Origin of the sequence: Kitasatospora sp. NPDC050543 (assembly GCF_044457565.1) — a bacterium.
Classification (GTDB): Bacteria; Actinomycetota; Actinomycetes; order Streptomycetales; family Streptomycetaceae; genus Kitasatospora.
In genome coordinates, this window is sequence record NZ_JBITGZ010000022.1 from 109,820 (window position 1) to 129,685 (window position 19,866).

A 19,866-nucleotide genomic window follows, 5' to 3' on the forward strand; every position below is an offset into this window, starting at 1 on the left:
TGCGGTGAGGAAGACTGGCGGTGGCGCCTTCGACCCGGCCAACCGGCACATCTACTTCGCCGCGGGCGACTCCGAGCACTACCCGTCGTACGTGCTGCTCGCCACCAACGACCTCCTGACCGCCGGCCACGAACGCCGACTGGTCGAGCTGCTGGATGCCGGCCACAAGGTGCTCCTCGACTCGGGGATCTTCTGGCTAACCAACCAGTACAAGCGAGCGAACCCGGGCGTCTCCATGGACGAGGCGCTGCGCCTGGCACCCGAGCAGATCGACGGCTTCGAGAACCTGTACACCCGCTACGTCGAGCTCGTACAACGCCACGGCGACCGGCTGTGGGGCTACATCGAACTCGACCAGGGCGGCCGCGACAACAAGATCCGAACCCGTGCCCGGCTGGAGGGCGAAGGGCTCGCCCCGATCCCGGTGTACCACCCGCTGGTGGACGGCTGGGAGTACTTCGACGAGCTGGCGCAGCAGTACGACCGGATCTGCTTCGGCAACGTCGTCCAGGCCCCCACCCCGGTGCGGTTGAGGCTCCTGCACACCCTGTGGGAGCGGCACCGCCGGTATCCCGATCTGTGGGTGCACGTCCTTGGCCTCACGGTCAACGAATGGTGCCTGGCCGTGCCGCCGGACTCCTGCGACTCCTCTACCTGGCTTGGCCCGCTGCGCTGGCCGGACGTGCGGATCGACTCCGCGCTGCTGCGCAAGGTCGGCGTCATCAACCGCGGGTTCAGCTACGACCTCGACCAGCCGGCCCACCCGACACGAGGCCGCACGGCCTGCTGCCTCATGTGCGCGCAGACCGTCGAAGCCACCACCACCGTGTGGAGCCTTGCGCGGACCACCAGGGAGCAACTGCTCGGCCAACAGTCCTACCCGTCCGTCACCGACAAGGAGACACCATGATCATGAGCCCCGGTGCGCCGAGCGCGACCGTGTGGGCGGAGGTCCGGCTGCCCGGCTTCCACCACTGGCCGGCCGCTCCCGAGCACCGCGCCTACCTGCGCGCCCGGCACCGCCACCTGTTCCACCTCCGCGCCGCCGTCCACGTCGTCCACGACGACCGCGACACCGAGTTCCACGACCTCGCCGACCACATCCGCGCCTGGTGGGGCCCCGGCGACCGCGAGTGCGGACCCGCCTCATGCGAGACCCTGGCCCGCGCTCTCGCCGAGCACCTGACCGCGATGGGCCTGCGCCTGGACGAGGTGGCCGTCTCCGAGGACGGAGAGGCCGGCGCCGTTGTCCGCCTGTCGAAGGGAGACAAGGAGTGAGCGACAGCAACGCCCTCACCGTGCGGCACGCCGTCACTGTGCGGCACAACTTCGAGACCGCCCACAGGCTTCCCCATCTCGCCGGCAAGTGCGAGAACCTTCACGGCCACAGCTGGTGGGCCGAGATCACCGTCACCTCACCCAACCTCGCGGCCGGCACCGTCGTGGAGTTCGGAGGGTTCAAGCGGGCCCTGCGCGAGTGGATCGACATCTTCCTCGACCACGGCGCCATGCTCGGCCACACTGACCCGCTCGTGCCCGTCCTCGCCGGGCACGGTAGCAAGCTGTTCCGGTTCGGCGCGGACGACCCGACCGAGCAGGAGCAGCACGCCGCCGACCTTGGCTGGCCGAGCGTAGAAGCCGTCGCGGAGCTCCTGGGCAGGGTCGCCACCGACGCCCTGCACACCCTGCCCAGGGCCGCCGACGCCGTCGTCTCCCACGTGCGTGTGTCCGAGACCGCGGTCAACGCCGCGTCGTGGACGGCGGCGCAGCAGTGAGCGCCCTCGTCCTGCCGGCCAGCCTGCCCGTGGTGGAGAAGTTCGGCCCCACGCTGCAGGGGGAAGGGCCGTCCGCAGGCCGGCTGGCCCTGTTCCTGCGCCTGGGCGGCTGCAATCTCACCTGCAGCTGGTGCGACACCCCGTACTCCTGGGACGGCAAGAGGTTCGACCTGCGCAAGGAGATCACCCGCGTGCCGGTGGTCGACCTCGCCGAATGGGCCGCCGAGCACCCGCACGCGATCATCGTGCTGACCGGCGGTGAGACCCTGCTGCACCAGGGCACTGACGCCTGGCGGTCCTGGATGGCCGTGCTGCGCCACACCACCCGCCGCGTCGAGATCGAGACCAACGGCACCATCATGCCGAAGCCGGTAAGCCTCGGGGTACCGCGGCTGAGCTTCAACGTCTCCCCGAAGCTCGAGAACTCCGGCGTCGCGGAGGACCGGCGGATCATCCCCGACGCTCTGGAGGCGTTCGCAGACCTCAGCCACCGAGACCGGGCCCGGTTCAAGTTCGTCGCCACCGGCCCGGACGACCTCGAGGAGATCGCCGCCCTGGTCGAGCGCTTCCACATCCCCCCGCAGGCCGTGTGGGTGATGCCAGAAGGAACGACCGGCGAGCGCACCACCGACGTGGCGCGCTCCCTGGCCGAGCACGTGATCGGCCACAACTGGAACCTGTCGATGCGGCAGCACGTGCTGCTGTGGCCTGGAGAGCGCAACCGATGACCACCACAACCCCCGTTCCCGAAGGCCTGGACCTGGCCGCCGCAACGGCGCACGCCGCCGGCCTGCTCTCTGCCCTCGGCATCCCGTGCGACAGCGAGTCCACCGCCGACACGCCTCGCCGCATGGCGAAGGCCCTGGCCGAGCTGACAGCCGGCGTACACCTCGATCCGGCCCGGCACCTGAAGGTGACCTTCCCGCCCGAGGACGAGCGGCCCGGCATCATCGCCGCCGTCCAGGTGCCGTTCGTGGCGCTGTGCGAGCACCACGTCCTGCCGTTCCCTGGGCGCGCGACGGTTGCCTATCTGCCCAAGCCAGGCGCCCGGATCGTGGGCCTGTCCAAGCTGGCCCGCCTCGTCCAGGAATACGCCGCCCGTCCGCAGGTGCAAGAGCGCCTCGGCCGGCAGGTGGTGGAAGCCCTCGACTCCCACTTGGACGTCCAAGGCGCAGCGTGCCTGATCCGCTCCCAGCATGCCTGCATGACTCTGCGCGGTGCCCGCGCGCACGACGCCGCCATGGTCACGACCCACCTCACCGGCGCGCTGGACACCGACCTGGCCCGGCGCGCCGAAGTCCTCGCCCTGATGCCGTCACCGTCCTGAACCCGTAGGCCAGTTGTGCCCAAGACGCACGCTCCCGATGGAGGATGGCAGAGCCAGGTCGGGACCGCGAATCCCGGCCGCCTACCGGTCAAGGAGACCGCCATGATGTTGCTGAGGGTTCCCCTCGATGTACCCGAGACCGCCATCCGAGTCGGTGATCTGCGGGCGCAGCTCGCCCAGCTGCCGGACGACTACCTGGTCGTCGCCGACCACCACGACCCCGAGGGCGGCGGCCGCAGTCTGCTGGGCTGGCCGATGCAGGCCCCGGTGCGCGACGAGTCCGGCCGACGCGTTCCCATTGTCGCCCTTCCGCAGCTCCATGTCTCGGACACGGCCGCCATGCGCGTCTCGTTCCTTCACGGCCGACTTGCGGGCCTGCCCGCCGATGCCCTGCTCGTGGCCCTCTGGGAGACCTCGGACGGCCCCCGGCAGTCCACCATCGGCTGGCCGGTGGAGACGGACTACGTGGACGAGGTGTCGGGCGTCAGCGTGCGTGCGGTCGCCCTGCCCCAGGTCGTAAGCGGCGCTACCGGCTACGCCTACGACGAGCTCGTCTACAACCTCGGCTGGGAGTAGAAGCCCCGCAGCTGCGCCCGGCACCGATCGGTGCCGGGCGCAGCTCTGTCCGGACTGTCGAGCCGCACCAGGCAAGGAACCCATGAACGTCGAACTCTCTCCGGCCGATGCTGTCGCGCCTGGCGGCTGCCGGTACTGCGGAATCCCGGAGCGCGGGCATGCCCGCCAGTGGACCGAAGATGGGCGCTGGCACGCCTGGACCCGCCCGAGCCAGGAACAGCTCCGTGCCCGCCTACGTCAGCGCCTTGCTGGCCGCTCCCGCCCGACGGGCTGACCGTGGGTCTCTGACGGCCGTCCCCGGGCCCTGCCGGGCATGGTCGTCGGAGCGCCCTTGACCGGCCCTTCGACGTACGGTCCCCCACTGTGGATACCCCTCACTCCGGCCGCCGTGGCCGCCGCCCAGCCCTCGAACCGGAGGTGGAGAAGAGGCTGCTCGATGCGGTGCGCGCCGGCGTGCCGGTGAGCGATGCGGCGCCGATGGCTGGCGTGCACGCCAGCACGGTGTACCGGTGGCTGGAGCGGGGGGAGCAGGAGCAGCAGCGCATCGAGGCGGGGCAGCGGGCGAAGTCGGGGGAGCGGCAGTTTCGCGAGTTTCGCGACAGGTTCATGCGCGCGCGTAGCGAGGGCAAGGCGCAGCTGGTGCTGCTGGTGCGGAAGGCGGCGCAGGGCGGGCACGTGCTGCGGGAGCGGACCCGTATGGTGCGTGATCCCGACAGTGGCCAGCAGGTCGTACAGACGGAGCGGGACTTCGCGCAGCCGGACTGGAGGGCCGCGCAGTTCCTGCTGGCGTGCCTGGCGCCGGAGACGTTCGGCCGCGCGGCGCAGGCCCGTATCGAGCTGGCGCCGGCGGGTGGGGGTGAGCTGCCGGCGGCGAGCGGGGCGGGTGAGGACATCGACCGGCTGGCGGACCGGCTGGCGCAGATCCGCGAGGAGTTCGCCACGGAGCTGGAGGAGGACGCGCAGGTTGTCGAGGCCGAGCTCGTCGAAGGCCCGGAGTCGTGAATTCCCAAGTCTGGTGCCATATAAGGCTGTTGTCCGCCTTTGCCCTGGCTGGTGAGTGTGGGGGACGTCGGGCCAACGGGGCCTGGGGGGTGGAGGGTCGAGATGGCCAGCAAGGACGTGATGGTCGGCCGCATGGTGGCCGCGGCAGCGGAGCGGGTGGAGTGGGAGATGCAGACCGCAGACCGCATCCTGCGCCGCATAGGACTCGGGCTACTGCCCCAGCAGGCGATCGAGGGCGGCGCCATGATCGCTGCCGGGTCTGCTGGTGACTTGGGCGTGCACGAGATCAGGAACATGACGACCCTCTCGGCGATGTGGAGGCTGTGGGGCCGGGAGAAGTGCGTGTATGCCGTGCACCCCGCCATGGGGTCGGAACTCCAGAGCTACGCGGTCGGCATGATGGCCGGAGGTGTGTTCCGGCGGCTGCGGCGACCGAACAACCCGATGCTCGTCCTCGCCGAGCCGTGGCCGTGCGTGGCGCTGGACGGCGGGCCTGGCCTGCTGCTGGCCGTGATGCTGTGCGGACGGGTGCAGGACAGCACCTTGCTGTGCCACACCACCGATCCGCGCATGGGCGAGCTGGCCGCCGTGGCGGTGGTCGAGTACCGGAGCGAGGAACGGGGTGCGGTCGGGCTGGATTACCTGTACTGCTCTATCCCGACGGACTCGGAGGCGCGGTTCACCGTGCGCGACCTGGCACTGCGCAACGCGCGGAAGGTTGGCCGCGAGGAGCCGACGGAGTGTGAGGTGAGCTTCATCGGGCACGTTCTGCGGCTCGCCATGTACCTGTGCTCGTCCAAGGCGGACATTCAGGAGGCCTCCCAGGTCACGTCGAAGGGCGCGGACAGGGGCAAGAGCGCCAAACGTGACCAGCAGCGCTCCTGGAAGAAGCCTGACCAGTTCCTGCGATTGGGGTGGCGGTTGGGCCCTGCTCTCAAGGCGGCCCGCGTCCGGGCCCAGGAGGCCCGTCAGGGCCCCAGGCCGGCGCCTACGGGGAGCAGTGGACGGGGCGGCTGGCGGCTGCCCCCTCATCAGCGCAGCGGGCACCTGAAGACGGTGTGGCGCGGCCCGGGCCGTACCGTCGCGGACTCCGCGCTGGTCGAGCCCTACTGGGTATCGGAAGACCTGCTCGACGCTCAGGGGATGGCCCCGGAGGGTGTCGTCCGTTCCGTGCGCTGAGCCCTGTTGTCCGCCCCGGGCAGCGGTGGGGACTGTGGTGGGGCCCGTCCGCGCATGGGCGCCACTACGGATGTCCCGGACCCGCTACCGGCAGGGCCGGGGCCCGTGCTGCTCCGGACCTGGCTCCGCCAGGCCCGGCCGCTGCGCCGGGGTCTTGCGCGAGCGCGGCCAGCCAGTAGCCAGCCCCTCGCGACGGGGCGCCTTGGAGGAGAACATGTCGAAGACAACCCTGCCTGACCTGCCGCCCGGTCTCGCTGCCCGGCCGGTCGACCCGCGTCGTGGCCTGCCGATCCCCGCCGTCAACGAGCGGCCAGACGGCACAGCCGACTTCGTGTCGATCAACGGGCAGACCGCGATGTACCTCGCCATCAAGGGGTGCTGCGCGCTGTGCACCCGGCGGATGAGCGGGCACGTCGCGTTCCTCGGCGGGCCCGGGTCGGCCGAGGCCGGCGGCTACACGGACCCGCCGATGCACGAGGCCTGCGCGGAAGCTGCCCTGACGCTGTGCCCGCACATCGCCCGCCAGCACGCCCGCCGCGCCAGCGAGCGGCGCGTCCCGGAGGGCACCACCGTGCCCGCGGGCTTCGCCGAAGCCAAGCCGGACGAGTGGGTGATGGTCCTGACGGCTGGCTACAGGACCGGCCTTGTGCCGGCCGAGGGCGGCGGCGTGGTGCCGATCTTCTTGCCCGCCGAGTACGTGCGGAAGCGCCGATTCGGCTACGAGGGCGGGGTGTTGGTCGAGAGGGTCGACAGCTGACGGCGCGACCTTAACGGCGGTTGCCGCATAGCGTCCCGGCGCAGCAACCACCCCCACATGGGAGGACATCGTGCCGACCAACCACATGAGCGACCACCGGGCCGCCCTCGCGCGGGGGGCGGGCCGATGAAGCTCGTCTCCCGCGCCGAGTGGGGCGCAGCGGCGCCCACCGGCTCCTACGCCCGCATCACCTCCACGCGAGGCGTGAAGATCCACTACGAGGGGTCTGCCGTGCCTGGTGGTCTGCTGGGCGACCACGGCCGGTGCGCCGGCCACGTCCGCGACATCCAGCGCGCCCACCTCAACGACCCGAACGAGGACTGGATCGACATCGCCTACTCGTTCGTCGTGTGCCCTCACGGGTACGTGCACGAGGGGCGCGGCCTCGGTCGCAGGAACGGGGCGAACGGCAACTCGACGCTGAACGCCGGCCACTACGCGGTGTGCGCGATGGTGGGCACCTCCGGCATCACCTTGCCGACCGACGAGATGCTGGACGGCCTGGTCGACGCCATCGAGTACTGCCGCCGCGAGGGCGGCGCCGGCGGCGAGGTGCGCGGCCACCGCGACGGCTACGCGACGGACTGCCCGGGCGACGAGCTGTACGGCTGGATCCAGCGCGGCCCACCCCGACCCGCGGGGCGCGGCGGCGAGCAGCCGGCGCCGCAGCCCTCGGGTGACGGCGCCGGCACCTACACCGTGCAGTCGGGCGACACTCTCAGCGCGCTCGCCGGGAGGTTCGAGACGAGCGTGACGCAGCTCATCACCCTCAACGGCAGCTCTGACCCGGACCTGATCCAGGTCGGCCAGCAGCTCCAGATTCCGGCCCCACCGTTCCCGGGCCGCGAGCACTTCGTCTTGGGTGCGCACAGCCCGTACGCCAAGCAGCTGCAGACCTGGCTCCAGGCCGGTGAGTGGGGGCCGCCGTACCGGGTCGGGCCGAGCGAGGACATGGAGCCGCTCGACCTCCAGAAGGTGCAGGCGCTCCAGGAGCACTACGTCGGCGATCTGGGGCCGGCAGACGGGCTGACGGGGCCGGTGACCTGGCTGTACGCCTACCAGACGGCTCACGGCCTGCGTGCCCGGTAGGTCACCAACTGGGGTGCAGGGTGGGCGCTTTGAGTGCCCACCCCGCACCCAAAGTTACCTACGTCTAGTTATTTGACCCAGGTCTGTTATGTGCGAGGCTGGTCCTGCCAGCCGGGGAAACGCGAAGCCCCGGCCCAACGCACAAGGAGTCACAGCCCCATGACCAACACCCCCGCCACCGAGGCCAACGCTCAGAGCGAGACCGGCACCCGCCCGGCCACCAAGCGCCTCGACAAGCGGACCATGGTCGCCCTCGGCCTCGCCGCCGCCGGGTTCGTCGCCGGTTCCGTCGTGATGGGCCGCCCGGCCGCCACCCCGGCCCCGAGCGCCCAGCCCGTCCCGACCAACCTCGTCCCGACCCTGACGGCTGCCCCGGCCCAGCTCAACACCGAGGCCCCGACCTTCCCGGCCCTGCCGACCCAGGTCCCGGCGGCCCCGGCCCTGGCTCCGGCCGCCCCGGCCCTGCCGGTGGCGCCCGCCGTCCCGGCCCCGGGTCTCACCCCCGCCCCGGCCGTCGTCACCCAGACGGCCGAGCAGCCCGCCCCCGTCCCGACCGTCACCGTGGCGGTCACCCACGTCCAGACCGCCCCCACCCCGGGGGCACCCGCCCCGACCAGCGCGCCCACGATCTGCGCGCCCGCCCCGTCGCCCACCGCGACCGTGAGCCCGGCCCCGGTGCCGAACCCGTCGGCAACCTCCAGCCCCTCGCCCGTCCCGACCAGCCTCCCGCCTGTGGTGCCTGGTCGCCCGACCCCCGGCCACTGACCGGAACCTGACCGGCCCCGCCCCGCGCGGGGCCGGTCAGGCCCCACCCAGGAAGGAACCCCGCCATGCGCAGCCCCGCTCTGTTCGTCGGCTCTCTCCTCGCCGGACTGGTGCTCGGCACCATCAGCGGCGCCGCCGTGGCGCGCACCGACGACGCCCCAAGCCAGCCGCCCGCCATCCCGGCCTCGCAGCCCGCCCAGCCCGGCTGCGCCACACCGCCCGGCCCGGCCAGGCCGGTTGTCACCCCGCCCCTGCCCGCGCCCAGCCCGGCTCCGGCGCCCATGCCGCACCTCGCCGTGTAGCGGCCCCCAAGCCCCGGGCCGGGCGCCGTGACGACCCACCGGCGCCCGGCCCGGCACCAACCCCGACCCCGACCTCATCCCCGCCAGGACAGGAAGCCCGCCATGAACGTCAACAAGAACGCCCTCGTCGATCGCGTAGCCCCCCAGCTCGGGAATCGGCGCGCCGCCGCCGAGGCCGTCGAGGTCGTACTCGACACCATCGCCCGCGCCCTCGCCGAAGGGAACTCCGTCTCCGTCACTGGCTTCGGCACCTTCGAGCCCGCCCAGCACGCCAGCCGCCTCGCCCGCAACCCCCAGACCGGCGACAGGGTCACGATCCCCGCGCGTCGGGTCCCCCGCTTCCGCCCCCACCAGCGGCTCAAGGACCTTACGGATGGCCGGCGCGCGCTCCCGGAGGCCGGCAGCTCCATCCGCAAGGATCCCAAGGGCACCCACACGGCGGCGCGGGATGCGGCATGAACCGCGGCCTCGCGGACCGCCTGGCCGCCCTCTTCGAGCAGTTCCACCCCGCGCCGCCCACGCCGTACGTGCTGCGCCGCGACGTGGACGTGTCCGGGGTCTCGGGCACCGGAACGGTCGCCGAGGGCTGCTACTTCTCGACCGCCGCGGGCTCCGCCGCCGTCACCCGCTGGAGGGGGGAATGGGGCTCGACCGTCGCCTGGGACCGCGCGAAGGGCGTCGAGGCGGTCCACGGGCACGGCGGCGCGACCCGCATAGTCGAGGTGCCGGTGCCGGCCATGGTGGTGGCCCTGACGTCGATCGCCTCCCTCGGCGAGCAACGCGGCGAGGACCCATGGTCGGACGGCTGGAACGAGGCGCTGAGGACGGTCTGCGGGCTCATCGAAGCAGCGCTCGGCGCGCACCTGCCGGTCGGTCCCGAGGGTGCTGGGCCTACCGAACCCCACTAGAGAAGACTCGGGTGAACATAATTGACCTGAGTCTGTTATGGGTGGAGGCTGGTACCGCCAGCCGGGGTCAGCGAACCCCGGCCCAAAGAAGGAGTCACCATGCCGCGCCTCAACCACGGAGACGCCCTCACCAAGATCCGCCCGCTCGTCGGCGGCGCTGCCTCGGGCATCAAGCAGGTGTGCCGGGTCGGCGACATCATCCTCGTCGCCTCCCTGACGACCCTCAGCGACGAGTGGTACGACGGGATCACCGTCCGGGTGCTCTCCCACCGCGCTGGAGAGCTGGACGTCAACCACTTCCAGTTCGCCGAACACGGAACCCTGCCGCACCACGCCGACGGCGTGCTCACCCCCTACAACGCGCACCGCCTGGACGAGCCCGGGGCGCTGGAGCCCCAAGCCCTGCGCGATGCCATCGGCCGCTACGTCGCCAGCATCTGCTGACAGGCCCGCCGGGGCCCGCCGCACGCACTGTGGCGGGCCCCGGCGCGACACGCCGGGCCGGAACCCTCCCGGCCCGCTCCACAGCCAGCAGCCTCACAGGGGGACAGAACATGGCCGGCTTCCCGGTCCGCTACCACGGCAGCATCGCCGAGCTTCACGGACACACCTTCACCGCCACCATGCACGACTGCGACTTCGACCACGGCAAGGACATCACGCGCCGCGACGAAGGGTGCCACACCCTCGTGGACGAGGCCGGCCGGTCCATCGCCCACGTGCGGCGCAGCAGCATCACCCCGATCGCGCCGGACGGCGACGACCTCCGCCGCGTCGCCCGAGACGGGGACTGGATCTTCCTGCCCAACCTGGGCGAGGTGCGATTCGCCTACCAGGAGTCCGGCCCCACCCGCCGGACCCGGTGGATCCACTACTACGCCTGCTCCGGCCGGCGCTGGAGCATCTCCGCGCGACTCGTCTCCATCTACGACGCCGCAGCCATCCGTACGCGCTACACCACACCTCAGGAACTGCGCGCCTGGCAGCTGCGCATGGCGCTGGACGAGCTCGCCGAGACCCACGCTCACCCCCACCTGCGCCGGGCTTTCGAGGAACAGGCCGACCTGGTCGAACGCCTCACCCGGCAGCAGGAGCTCAACGCCGCCGTCACCGACGCCGCCGAGCTGGCCGGCATCGTGGCCGGGCAGGGCTGGTGACCCATGAGCACCCAGACGTGGGTCGGCCGCATCAGCAGCAGCCCCGAACTTCACCGCATGCCAGGCAGGCCCGTCCAGAACGTCACGTTCATCCTCGAAGAGCGCCCTGCCCTCGCCGAACGTGGCAAGCGCCGGGATGCCGCCGGTCCGCTGCTCCTGCGGTGCGTAGCCTGGCGAGGCCTGGCCCAGCTGATCGCCGACACCTTCAGGGCGGGCGACCGCGTGATCGTGATCGGCTCCCTGCGTCAGCGCACCGGGCGCGCCACGGCGGCCATCGAACTCGAGGTGTCCGACATCGGAGCGCTGCTCCACGAGGGCGCGCCCTTCATGCGCACGCCGACCATCCCCGGCGAGCCGGACTAACGGATCGGGGCGGCGGTGCGAGCGCTCCTCGCACCGCCCTCCGGTCGACTGATAGACATGACGTCGTACCCCCGTCCGGGAAGCCGGACCATCACGCGAGGAGGATCATGAGCGGCAGGAAGCCGAGCACGAAGCTGGCCGGCGCCGCCAAGGCCCTCCAGGAGGCGGTCAAGGCCCTCGAGGAAGCCGGCCTCACCCATGTCGAGATCATGGAGGCTCTGCGCGAGTCCCTGTCCGAGGTTGACTCGACGCTGACCGACATGCGCAGGCTGCGCCGCGAGGCGGTTGTGGCCGCCTACCCGGACCGCACCCGCACCGTCTATGAGCTGTCCGAGGCGTCGGGGCTGGAGTCGGCCTTGATCACCCGCTACGCGAAGGAAGCTGGCCTGGAGCTGCGCAATCGCAAGCGTGGCTAGCGGGAACCGAGCCCGATCACCGCTCAACTCGTGCAGCCCGAGGAGCGCGCGGTGCGCGACGTGGCCCACTGCTCCAACGAGATCAGTCTGGCCACCCCCGTAACCCGGTATGCTCAAGATGTGCATATTGCGACGGTATGGACACGGCGGGTTACCCACCGCTGGATTGTGAGACCGCTACTAGCCCTGCCCATGGCCAGCCTGGTCATGGGCGTGGGCATCTCCCAGAGTGCAGCGGCCGCACTGCCAAGCCTCCTTGCTACTCCGGCTCAGGACGCGCAGACCGACGTATCCCTGGTTCTCAGTGGCGCGGACCGGATGACGGACCGCTCGCCAGCGGACATCACAGCCGTGGTGACCAATCCAGGAGACATCGAGGTGGAAGTCGATGTCAGTGCCGACGCCGGTCGACACGAGGCACGAGTTGCCACGAAGACTGCGAACCTTGGGGACAAGAAGACAAGCAACACGGTCACCCTAAAGGTGGCACCGCATTCCGCTGCACTAGCGTTCGTCGAAGTTCGAGCGAGGCAACCCACCCGCCTGGAAAGGGCTGCTGTAGTCGTCATGGCCGCAGTCCGGCCCGCCGCCCCTCGTCCCGTAGGCCCCACGGCACAGCCCTCTCCACCCGCGCGGCCGTCTGATCCAGTGGCCACCCGCGAACTCAAGGTCGAGTTGGCCGGCAGTGACCTCCTGCCTGGCGTCTTGGGGCTGGGTTCCATCCTCATCGTTCCCGGTCTGCTAGCAGTGACGGCCGCACTTGCGGTCTGGGTCCGTGACCGACGGAAACTTGGACAGCGCCCGCGTCCGGAACTTGCTTCGATCCTCTGGGGGAACAAGCTGTGGCTTCTCGGTGCCGGTGTAGCGTCGCTCGTCACCATGTGGCTGTATGCCTTGTCAGGCCAAGGTGACCTGTTGGACGCCTGGTCGTGGCGGGACCTCGTAGTTGTGAGCGTCGGAGGCGCCGCGGTGTCTGCTGTGCTCTCAGCGCTCGTGGTGTGGGTCTACCGCCGTCACAAGCCACGTATTAACAGTCAGAGCAGCCCTCTGGACGTTCTTCGCGCTGCGGCTCGGAAGGACGGCTCGCTGTTCGAGCGGCCCGTTTATGAGACGTCTGACCAGCCACCTCGCTGCGGTCTACTGGTGCACGAAGATGCGGGCGCTACCGTACTAGCTCCGCCGATCCGCTTCAGCGGGCCGGACGAGCTGGTCACGCTCTGGCGGAATACTCAGAGCCGGCGTCTGAAAGCTGCAATCAGCGTGATCAAGAACGCTACCCCGGACAGCGGCTCATTCAGCGACGCGGGCTACGTCTCCGAGCCGGGAGTTCAATGGGTCAGCGAGCCGACCGTCACCACCGACCGGAAGCTTTCGAATCGTCTGCCGGAGAGCATCCTCAGGTACGAGCGAAAGCCGGACGACTCGTGAACGAATGGCCGCTAAAACCACCAGCGCCGCGCAGAGGCGCGGCGCTGTGTCTCTCGGCCCCGTAGACCGAGAGCTACCGTGCACCGAAAGAAGGAGTCCGATGCCCTATCCGCTGGGAAAGTGAATCGGTCCTTCAGTGCTGCCCCGTCGCGGCTACTGCCACGAACGTGCTTCCGGCGCATCGACGTATGACCATTGTACATACGGGTTGCTCTCCTCTGGAAGGAGGCTGCGATGCGCGGCAACGTCGGGGTCAGTCGACTCCGGGTCTCGTATGTCGATACTCGAATCCACGAGAAGGTCCGAGACATCGGGCTGCCGGGTGCCTTCGTGAGCAGGCTGCACCACCCTGAGCCCGTCCGGGACCTGCCGGTGACGCTGCCCTTTGAGATGCCCGGCCGGAGAGAGGACCGAGAGGACGACGTGGAGTGGCGGTTCTGGTCAGCAGTTACGGGCGATGGACGGTTACGGCCACCCGCCTCTCGCCCGGAGGCGGACAAGCTGTTCCAGTCGCGCGTGCCGCTGCGGCACCAAGCTGTGTTGACCTCCGCTCTTGACACCCCTCGCCTGGAGGCGTTTCTGCACCCCTTCGGCTGGGTCCTACTCGCCACCGCCGATGTCATCTGGCAGAGGCCCGTTTCGTTGGAGGAGGCCGCGATAGCGCTGGACTCATTACAAGAAGATCCCGCAGAGGTGACGCTCGGCGGCGCGCAGCACCCCGCAACCCTCGCCACTGCAACTGCGAAGGCCGCCGAAGCACTCTCCCAGCGGCTCGCCGACGACGATCCTTGGGCGAGGCTTCCAGCCTATCGACTGGTGAGTGTGATCGACGGCAAAATCGACGTCGCACCCACCAACCTGATGCCTCAGAGAAACAGCGTTGTCCACCAGACGCTGCATCAACTATCGTGTGGTGGGCCAGTTCTCACGAAGCCTCAAGACTGCTTCGTTGCCCGCTACGACTCCAGCGGCTACTTCAACTGGGATACCTCAGACCTCGTTTACATGCTCGATCGAGGGGCCGCTGTGGTGCTCCAGCAAGCTGTGGCCTGGCGCCCGTCCGCCAAGGCAGAGAGCACCTCCGGACGTCACCGCCGGCTCGCACTCCTGCTCACCTATCTTTCGGCCAACGCAGGGCTCGTCCGATCGAAATCCCGCGACGGTGTGCTCCGGGATTGGGCCAAGGACTGCGCCAGTCGCCTCGCTCGCCTTTACGGACCCGAAGAGGCTGCTGCCGACTATTGGGGCCTCGAAGCCCGCTCCTACATGTGCAGAACAGGTGCGATCGATGCTATCGAGAGTACCCGTGGCGCGTCGCTGCACGAGAAGCACCAGTCCCCAAGGCGCTACCCGTAACCTTTGCCCGGGTCTGTACATTGGCTGGACAGGCCCGGGCCACCAGCCTTGGCGAGCAGGTGAAAGGGCTGTGTGAGGCGTTGATCAACGCAGGCAGCCTTGATGCCAGCCGGATCGGCCCCTGATCTCGCGTCTGTGAGGTCGCGCGCCCTCAGAGGGCGATATATGACCTTCTGTTCGGTTCGGCGTCGCCTGATCGTGTGACTGTGGGGACTCCCGGCTGGCCGACGGGCTTGGCCGTGCTGGAGTGGCAGGGTGAGCGACCGCAGGCCCTACGGGAGCGACTTATCCGACGAACGCTGGGCGCTGATCGAGCCGGTGACCACTGCGTGGAAGGCGAAGCATCCGTCCGTCAGTGGCCACCAGGCAACTACGAGATGCGGAGATCGTCAACGCGCTCCTGCACCAGTCCCGGACCGGTTGCCAATGGGCCTACCTGCCCCACGACCTGCCGCCGCCTGGCGCGGTGAAGTACTACTTCTACAAATGGCGCGACGACGGCACCGACGAGGTCATCCATGACCTGCTGCGCTGGCAGGTACGTGAGAGCCGGGGACGATTAGCTGACCCGAGCCTGGTGGTGCTCGACACTCAGAGCCTGCATGCCGCCGCCGGGGCACCCGCGGCCACGACCAGACGGAACGCCGCCAAGAAGGTGCCGGGCCGCAAGCAAGGGCTGGCTGTTGACGTGCTGGGCCTGGTGATCGCTGTGGTGGTGCTGGCCGCTTCCGTGCACGACAACGCCTTTGGCACCCCGTTGCTGGACAAGGTCGCCGCCGGGACCTCCACCGTGACGAAGGCGTTGGTGGACCAGGGGTTCAAGAAGACCGTGGTCGACCACGGCGCCGGCCTGGGCATCGAGGTGGATTTTGTCGAGCGCAACCCGGTCGACCGCGGTCTCGTCCCGCAAGCCGATCCGCTGGAGGGTGGAGCAGACCAACGAGATCTTGATGCTGCACCGCAGGCTGGTCCGCGACTACGAGCACCGCCCGGCCAGTTCCGAGTCCCGGGTGTGATGGGCGATAAGAGATGTGATGGCCAGTCAACTCACCGGCACCTCCATCCCGTCCTGGCGCGGCGCGTGCGCGGCGACCCACAGCAGACCCTCGGTGCCCCGCTGGCCCGTCTGGAAGTCCGCGAGCGGCAGATCGCTGTGGAAGCGGAGGACGCTCACGAGCAGATCGCGCAGCTGACCGCGCTGCTGGACCGACTCGCCCAGGCCGCCGAACACATCACGATCACCCGCAAGACGCTCCTGGAACTGCCCGCCGAAACGCCCCGGCACCGCCCGCACCGACTCCGGCCCTGCCGGACGGCCCCGCATACCAGCAGATCACGGCCGTGTTCGCCGAAGCCGACGCCCCGCTGCGGGCGCGGAACGTGTGCGAGGCAACATTGTGGGTGGTCGCCGTTCATCAGCGAGCCAGCGTCAGTAGCCCGCCAAGCAGCAACAGCAGGAGCATCGCCGTCAGCAGCACCCAGCCGAACCGGCCAGTACTGCTGGTGGTGGTGGAAGACGCGCCTTGATCATCGAGCCTCGCGGCCTTCGAAGACACTGTGAGCGACGATGTCGCAGGCGGAGGCGGCGGGCCGGACACGGAGCGGAGCCCCCCGGTCGGCCGGGCGGCGACCGTCTCCAGGCGTTCCCGCCACTCGCCGAGCGACGGGAGTTCGGCAGGATCGAGGGAGAGGCTCCGCGCGGCAAGTCCTCCGACCTTGGGGTCAATCGCGGCCAACATCGCAGGATTTCGAGTGTCCTGGTCCCCGGCGAGCAGCCGGGCAGCGAGCAGCCCAAACTTGTACGAGTCCCCCGCTGCGCTGGCCAATGGCTCGCTTCCGGGCAGCGCCCACCCAGGCGTCTCCAGTTGCGGCAGGACGCTCCGCCCTCGAACCCGCACGGCGTCGCAGTCGATAAGGAAGCAGGCCGGCACACCCGTGTAGACCACGGCCCGCCCGCCGCCGCCGAGACTCGACACCCACCCCTCACCAGGGGCCCCCTCGGCATCCCCACTGGGCTTGCCGCGAAACGAAGTTGTGCATTTAGGGGTGTGCCCAGGGGCGAGCCCCCGCGTCTAGACTTGAGTCAAGAAAGCGGACGGAAGTCCGAAAGGTTGCCAGTCCGGGCCGCGAACCCGGACCCACACCACACAGGAGACCTAGTCATGCGACAGAGCGACATCATCACCGGCCGCGCCGACCTCGGAGCCATCGACAGCACCACCGGCGAGGCCGCGTTCTACTCCCACCGCCAGCCCGCCTGGCACGGCCTCGGCACGGTGACCGAGGAGGCCAAGACCAGCGAGGAGGTCCTGCACCTCGCCAAGCTGGACTGGCAGGTCGAGAAGCGCCCGCTGCTCTCCATGCACAAGGGCAAGCTCGGCAAGAAGATCCCCAACCGCTTCGGCACCTTCCGCGACGACACGGGCGACTGGCTCGGCGGCCTGGTGGGCAACACCTGGACCCCCATCCAGAACCGCGAGGCCTTCGCCTTCCTGGACGAGCTGGTCGGCGGCGGCCACGTCACCTATGAGACCGCCGGGGCCCTCGACGGCGGCCGGGTCGTCTTCATGTCCACCATGTCCCCGAGCATCACCCTCGACCCCGAGGGTGCGGCCGACCGCATCGACCTGTACACCCTGTTCGCCAACAGCCACGACGGCCGCTCGGCCGCCGTCGCGGTCGAGACCCCCATCCGGGCGGTGTGCACCAACACCCTGGACCTTGCGGTCAGCGAGGCGCAGCGCACCTGGAAGATCCGCCACACCTCCGACGCCCTCTCCCAGCTGGAGGAGGCTCGCCGTGCGCTCGGCTTCACCGAGCGGTACGCGGCCGCCTTCGAGGCCGAGGCCACCCAACTGTTCCAGACCGCGATGACCAACCAGGAGTTCGACAAGCTCATCGCCCAGCTGTGGGACGCCCCGGCCGAAGGGGCCCGCAAGAACCTGGTCGCCGCCCACCAGGAGCGCCGCGACCGCCTGCACCACCTGTTCGCCGAGGCGGAGACCCAGGACAACATCCGAGGCACCCGCTGGGCCGCACTCCAGGCAGTCATCGAGTTCGACGACTACTTCCGCACCGTCAAGGTGCCCGAGGACCGGACCGAGCAGGAGCACCGCAACAACCTGGCCATGACCATCCTGCTGCACGACCAGAAGAACGAGCTCAAGGACCTCGCCAAGAGCCTGCTTCTCGCCGCCTGATCTGCCCGGCGGCCGGGGGCGCTGCCCCCGGCCGCCACGGCGCCCACTTCACATCACCCCGGCCGCGCCGACGACCGGCGCGGCCCTCCGCAGCGAGGAAAGCCATGTCCAGTCACACCCCCAACGTCCCCCACCCTGCCCACGATGACGCACACGCCAGCGCCCTCGTTCACGACGTCTTCCACGACTTCGCCGACGAACTGGCCGCCGGCCACGAATCCATGAAGCGGCGCATGCTGCTCCTCCTCGACTCCGCCATGGCCAGCGATCACGCCGCTGGCGCTCTCGCGGACCGGGACGTCGCCCGGCTGCTCCTCGCCGTCCAGAACGGGCTCGTCTTCGATGCAGCGACCGAGTACTGCGAGGCACCGGAGACGGCCCGAGCGGCCCGTCTGTGGAATCGCGTGATCCGCCTGTGTGTCGGGCGGCACGAGACTCTGGCCGGCGCCCCGTACGCCCTGCTCGGGCTGGCTCTGCTGCTGGACGGCGACAACGCGGGTGCCAGCGCCGCTCTCACCCGCGCGGCTGCCCTCCGCCCGGACCATCCCAGCGCGGAGGCACTCGTGGCGATCCTCGAAATTCACATGACGGGGCGGAGGGTTGGCGTTGACCTCGGCACGGTCGGCCCGATGCGACGGCGCCTGCGCTCAGAGAGGGCGCCGTCGGCTGCGTGACCGGAGCTGACGGCCGATAAGCCCGACCAGGCAGGCGCCCATGTGCCTGCCCGGCCCGGCGCGGGGCCCGCCCGCGAGCGAGCCGCCCCCGATTCGTCCGGCCTGGGGTGTGCCCAACTACCCTGCCCTGCAAATAGACTTGAGTCAAGAAAAGAGACTGAAGTCTCTTGAATGCCGGTCCGGGCCGCGAACCCGGACCCACCCGATAGGAACCCCATGAGCATCAACACGGTGCCCGACTTCGACATCAGGAACGCCGCGCAAGCCGTCGAAGCACTGCCCTACCTGCTGAGCTACCAGCCCGACGGCCCCGACGGCACGCTGTTCGTCCTCGTCCACGACACCATGCGCGACGGTCCGCTGTTCAGCCAGAAGTTCGAGCTGCCCGATGACACGGACGACCCGCACGAGGCCGGCCACCAGATCATGCACAACATCCTGCACCGCCTGGACGAGTTCGCCACCGGACCGGCCGACATCCTGCTGTACCTGTGCGCGAACCAGGAGGACGCCGGCGACGGCTACAACGCGATGAGCCGACACCGGGTGCTCGCGGACGCGCTTCTACTCTCGGCCGAGGCCCACGGTGTCGACACTCTCGGCGTCATATTCGTGACCCCGACTCACTGGTGGGTCTACCACCACGACAACCCCCACTACCGGGTCGAGGGAATGCCTGTGGACGGCCCGGACAACCCGGGCGTGGTCACCATGAACGCCCGCGCCGTCGGCATCCCGACGCCGCCCAGCGAAGCCAAGATCCTCGCCGCATTCGAGCCCGTCACCGGGAAAGACGCGGAAGGTCAACGGGCCGCGATCATAGAGGCGGTCGGCCGGCGAGCCGAGCGCGTGCAGTCCACCAGCTTCGACGCCGAGACCGAACGGCTCGCGGCGATCTTCGACCGACTGCTGCTGGGTGGCGGCGACGACACCCCACTGGCGGACCTCACCCCCGAGCAGACGGCAGAGCTGATCGTCGGCCTGCGGCACAAGCCCCTGCGGGACGTCGCGCTCGGCTACATCGAACCGAGCGAACTCCCGCGCGCCCGCGAGCTGTGGGCACTGCTCGTCCGCCGCTGCGCCAGCGACAGCACGACCTTCGCCGCCGCACCCCTGACCCTCGCCGGGTACGCCGCCGCCGTCGCCGGGGAGATCCCGGCCGCGCTCATCTCCCTCGACCGGGCAAGGATGGTCGACCCGCGCTACCTTCTCGCCAAACTCCTGATGGAGCAGCTCGCGATGACGGGCTCCGTGGACGAGATCACCGACAGGATCCGGCAGGAGCGCGAAGACCGCCTTCGCCGCCGAGACCACTGACCGTCGGGGCCGGGGGGGGGGGGGGGGGCCCCCCCCCCCGGGGGCCCCGCCCCCCCCGCCCCCCCCCCCCCCGGGGGCCCCGGGGGGGGGCCCCCCCCCCCACCCCCCCCCGCGCCCCCCCCCCCCCCCCGGGCGCGGGGGGGGGCGCGCCCCCCCCCCCCCCCGCCCCCCCCCCGGCGGGGGGGGGGGGGGGGGGGGCGGCCCCCCCCCCCCGGCCGTGGCCCGCGCAGCCCTTTCGACCACAACCAGGGGGACACCGTGAAGTACAGCGAAGC

General features: G+C 70.3%; 24 protein-coding genes and 1 pseudogene. 24 read left to right on the forward strand and 1 reads right to left on the reverse strand.

All coding sequences use genetic code 11. From position 1 onward, the window contains the following. Nucleotides 1-4 precede the first annotated feature (4 nt). The 21 genes and pseudogenes from ACIBH3_RS24955 to ACIBH3_RS25055 form a co-directional block, all read left to right on the forward strand. Nucleotides 5-910, forward strand: coding sequence for a hypothetical protein (locus ACIBH3_RS24955; RefSeq protein WP_396314286.1), 906 nt, complete (start codon nt 5-7; stop codon nt 908-910). Then, nucleotides 907-1,278: a hypothetical protein gene (locus ACIBH3_RS24960; RefSeq protein ID WP_396314287.1), complete on the forward strand. Its 372-nt coding sequence runs from the start codon at nt 907-909 to the stop codon at nt 1,276-1,278. Before ACIBH3_RS24955 ends, ACIBH3_RS24960 begins: the two co-directional genes overlap by 4 nt. Then, nucleotides 1,275-1,775, forward strand: coding sequence for a 6-pyruvoyl trahydropterin synthase family protein (locus ACIBH3_RS24965; protein WP_396314288.1), 501 nt, complete (start codon nt 1,275-1,277; stop codon nt 1,773-1,775). The genes ACIBH3_RS24960 and ACIBH3_RS24965 overlap by 4 nt, the downstream gene beginning before the upstream one ends. Continuing rightward, nucleotides 1,772-2,503 carry a 7-carboxy-7-deazaguanine synthase QueE gene (locus ACIBH3_RS24970; protein ID WP_396314289.1) on the forward strand — a complete coding sequence of 244 codons (732 nt, stop codon included), beginning with the start codon at nt 1,772-1,774 and terminating at the stop codon, nt 2,501-2,503. Before ACIBH3_RS24965 ends, ACIBH3_RS24970 begins: the two co-directional genes overlap by 4 nt. Then, on the forward strand, nt 2,500-3,102 hold the full coding sequence (gene folE, locus ACIBH3_RS24975) for a GTP cyclohydrolase I (RefSeq protein WP_396314290.1): 603 nt from the start codon (nt 2,500-2,502) through the stop codon (nt 3,100-3,102). The genes ACIBH3_RS24970 and folE overlap by 4 nt, the downstream gene beginning before the upstream one ends. A 102-nt stretch (nt 3,103-3,204) precedes the next feature. Continuing rightward, the gene (locus tag ACIBH3_RS24980; RefSeq protein WP_396314291.1) at nt 3,205-3,678 is read left to right on the forward strand and encodes a hypothetical protein; all 474 of its coding nucleotides are present in this window, start codon (nt 3,205-3,207) and stop codon (nt 3,676-3,678) included. A gap of 417 nt (nt 3,679-4,095) precedes the next feature. Further along, nucleotides 4,096-4,680 carry a hypothetical protein gene (locus ACIBH3_RS24985; protein WP_396314292.1) on the forward strand — a complete coding sequence of 195 codons (585 nt, stop codon included), beginning with the start codon at nt 4,096-4,098 and terminating at the stop codon, nt 4,678-4,680. 102 nt (nt 4,681-4,782) lie between these two features. Continuing rightward, nucleotides 4,783-5,859 (forward strand): hypothetical protein, encoded by a 1,077-nt coding sequence (locus tag ACIBH3_RS24990; protein WP_396314293.1) that lies wholly within the window; start codon nt 4,783-4,785, stop codon nt 5,857-5,859. Nucleotides 5,860-6,073: 214 nt separating this feature from the next. Further along, a complete protein-coding gene (locus ACIBH3_RS24995) occupies nt 6,074-6,616 on the forward strand; it encodes a hypothetical protein (protein WP_396314294.1) in 543 nt (180 codons plus the stop codon). A gap of 126 nt (nt 6,617-6,742) precedes the next feature. Continuing rightward, nucleotides 6,743-7,705 carry a LysM peptidoglycan-binding domain-containing protein gene (locus ACIBH3_RS25000; protein WP_396314295.1) on the forward strand — a complete coding sequence of 321 codons (963 nt, stop codon included), beginning with the start codon at nt 6,743-6,745 and terminating at the stop codon, nt 7,703-7,705. A gap of 159 nt (nt 7,706-7,864) precedes the next feature. After that, nucleotides 7,865-8,470, forward strand: coding sequence for a hypothetical protein (locus tag ACIBH3_RS25005; RefSeq protein WP_396314296.1), 606 nt, complete (start codon nt 7,865-7,867; stop codon nt 8,468-8,470). Between the two features lie 65 nt (nt 8,471-8,535). Then, nucleotides 8,536-8,772 (forward strand): hypothetical protein, encoded by a 237-nt coding sequence (locus tag ACIBH3_RS25010; RefSeq protein WP_396314297.1) that lies wholly within the window; start codon nt 8,536-8,538, stop codon nt 8,770-8,772. Between the two features lie 102 nt (nt 8,773-8,874). Beyond that, a complete protein-coding gene (locus ACIBH3_RS25015; RefSeq protein ID WP_396314298.1) occupies nt 8,875-9,231 on the forward strand; it encodes an HU family DNA-binding protein in 357 nt (118 codons plus the stop codon). Then, on the forward strand, nt 9,228-9,680 hold the full coding sequence (locus ACIBH3_RS25020) for a hypothetical protein (protein WP_396314299.1): 453 nt from the start codon (nt 9,228-9,230) through the stop codon (nt 9,678-9,680). The genes ACIBH3_RS25015 and ACIBH3_RS25020 overlap by 4 nt, the downstream gene beginning before the upstream one ends. 99 nt (nt 9,681-9,779) lie before the next feature. Continuing rightward, nucleotides 9,780-10,124 (forward strand): hypothetical protein, encoded by a 345-nt coding sequence (locus tag ACIBH3_RS25025; RefSeq protein WP_396314300.1) that lies wholly within the window; start codon nt 9,780-9,782, stop codon nt 10,122-10,124. A 110-nt stretch (nt 10,125-10,234) separates the two neighbouring features. After that, nucleotides 10,235-10,837 (forward strand): hypothetical protein, encoded by a 603-nt coding sequence (locus ACIBH3_RS25030; protein WP_396314301.1) that lies wholly within the window; start codon nt 10,235-10,237, stop codon nt 10,835-10,837. A gap of 3 nt (nt 10,838-10,840) precedes the next feature. Continuing rightward, nucleotides 10,841-11,200 carry a single-stranded DNA-binding protein gene (locus ACIBH3_RS25035; protein ID WP_396314302.1) on the forward strand — a complete coding sequence of 120 codons (360 nt, stop codon included), beginning with the start codon at nt 10,841-10,843 and terminating at the stop codon, nt 11,198-11,200. 107 nt (nt 11,201-11,307) lie between these two features. After that, nucleotides 11,308-11,616, forward strand: coding sequence for a hypothetical protein (locus tag ACIBH3_RS25040; protein WP_396314303.1), 309 nt, complete (start codon nt 11,308-11,310; stop codon nt 11,614-11,616). Between the two features lie 192 nt (nt 11,617-11,808). Next, entirely contained in the window at nt 11,809-13,044 is a 1,236-nt protein-coding gene (locus tag ACIBH3_RS25045; protein ID WP_396314304.1) for a hypothetical protein, read from the forward strand. 234 nt (nt 13,045-13,278) lie between these two features. Next, nucleotides 13,279-14,400 carry a hypothetical protein gene (locus ACIBH3_RS25050; RefSeq protein WP_396314305.1) on the forward strand — a complete coding sequence of 374 codons (1,122 nt, stop codon included), beginning with the start codon at nt 13,279-13,281 and terminating at the stop codon, nt 14,398-14,400. Nucleotides 14,401-14,655: 255 nt separating this feature from the next. Then, nucleotides 14,656-15,476 (forward strand): annotated as a pseudogene (locus ACIBH3_RS25055) (IS5 family transposase); the annotation flags it as partial. 339 nt (nt 15,477-15,815) lie between these two features. On the opposite strand, the gene ACIBH3_RS25060 reads toward ACIBH3_RS25055, so the two are convergent. After that, complete coding sequence (locus ACIBH3_RS25060) at nt 15,816-16,376, reverse strand: hypothetical protein (protein WP_396314306.1); 561 nt, start codon at nt 16,374-16,376, stop codon at nt 15,816-15,818. Between the two features lie 186 nt (nt 16,377-16,562). Between ACIBH3_RS25060 and ACIBH3_RS25065 the strand changes: the two genes are divergently transcribed. The 3 genes from ACIBH3_RS25065 (at nt 16,563) to ACIBH3_RS25075 (ending at nt 19,591) form a co-directional block, all read left to right on the forward strand. Then, complete coding sequence (locus ACIBH3_RS25065) at nt 16,563-17,600, forward strand: DUF932 domain-containing protein (RefSeq protein WP_396314307.1); 1,038 nt, start codon at nt 16,563-16,565, stop codon at nt 17,598-17,600. Then, entirely contained in the window at nt 17,600-18,274 is a 675-nt protein-coding gene (locus ACIBH3_RS25070) for a DUF4192 family protein (RefSeq protein WP_396314315.1), read from the forward strand. Before ACIBH3_RS25065 ends, ACIBH3_RS25070 begins: the two co-directional genes overlap by 1 nt. Nucleotides 18,275-18,490: 216 nt before the next feature. Continuing rightward, nucleotides 18,491-19,591: a DUF4192 domain-containing protein gene (locus tag ACIBH3_RS25075; protein ID WP_396314308.1), complete on the forward strand. Its 1,101-nt coding sequence runs from the start codon at nt 18,491-18,493 to the stop codon at nt 19,589-19,591. Nucleotides 19,592-19,866: the final 275 nt, after the last annotated feature.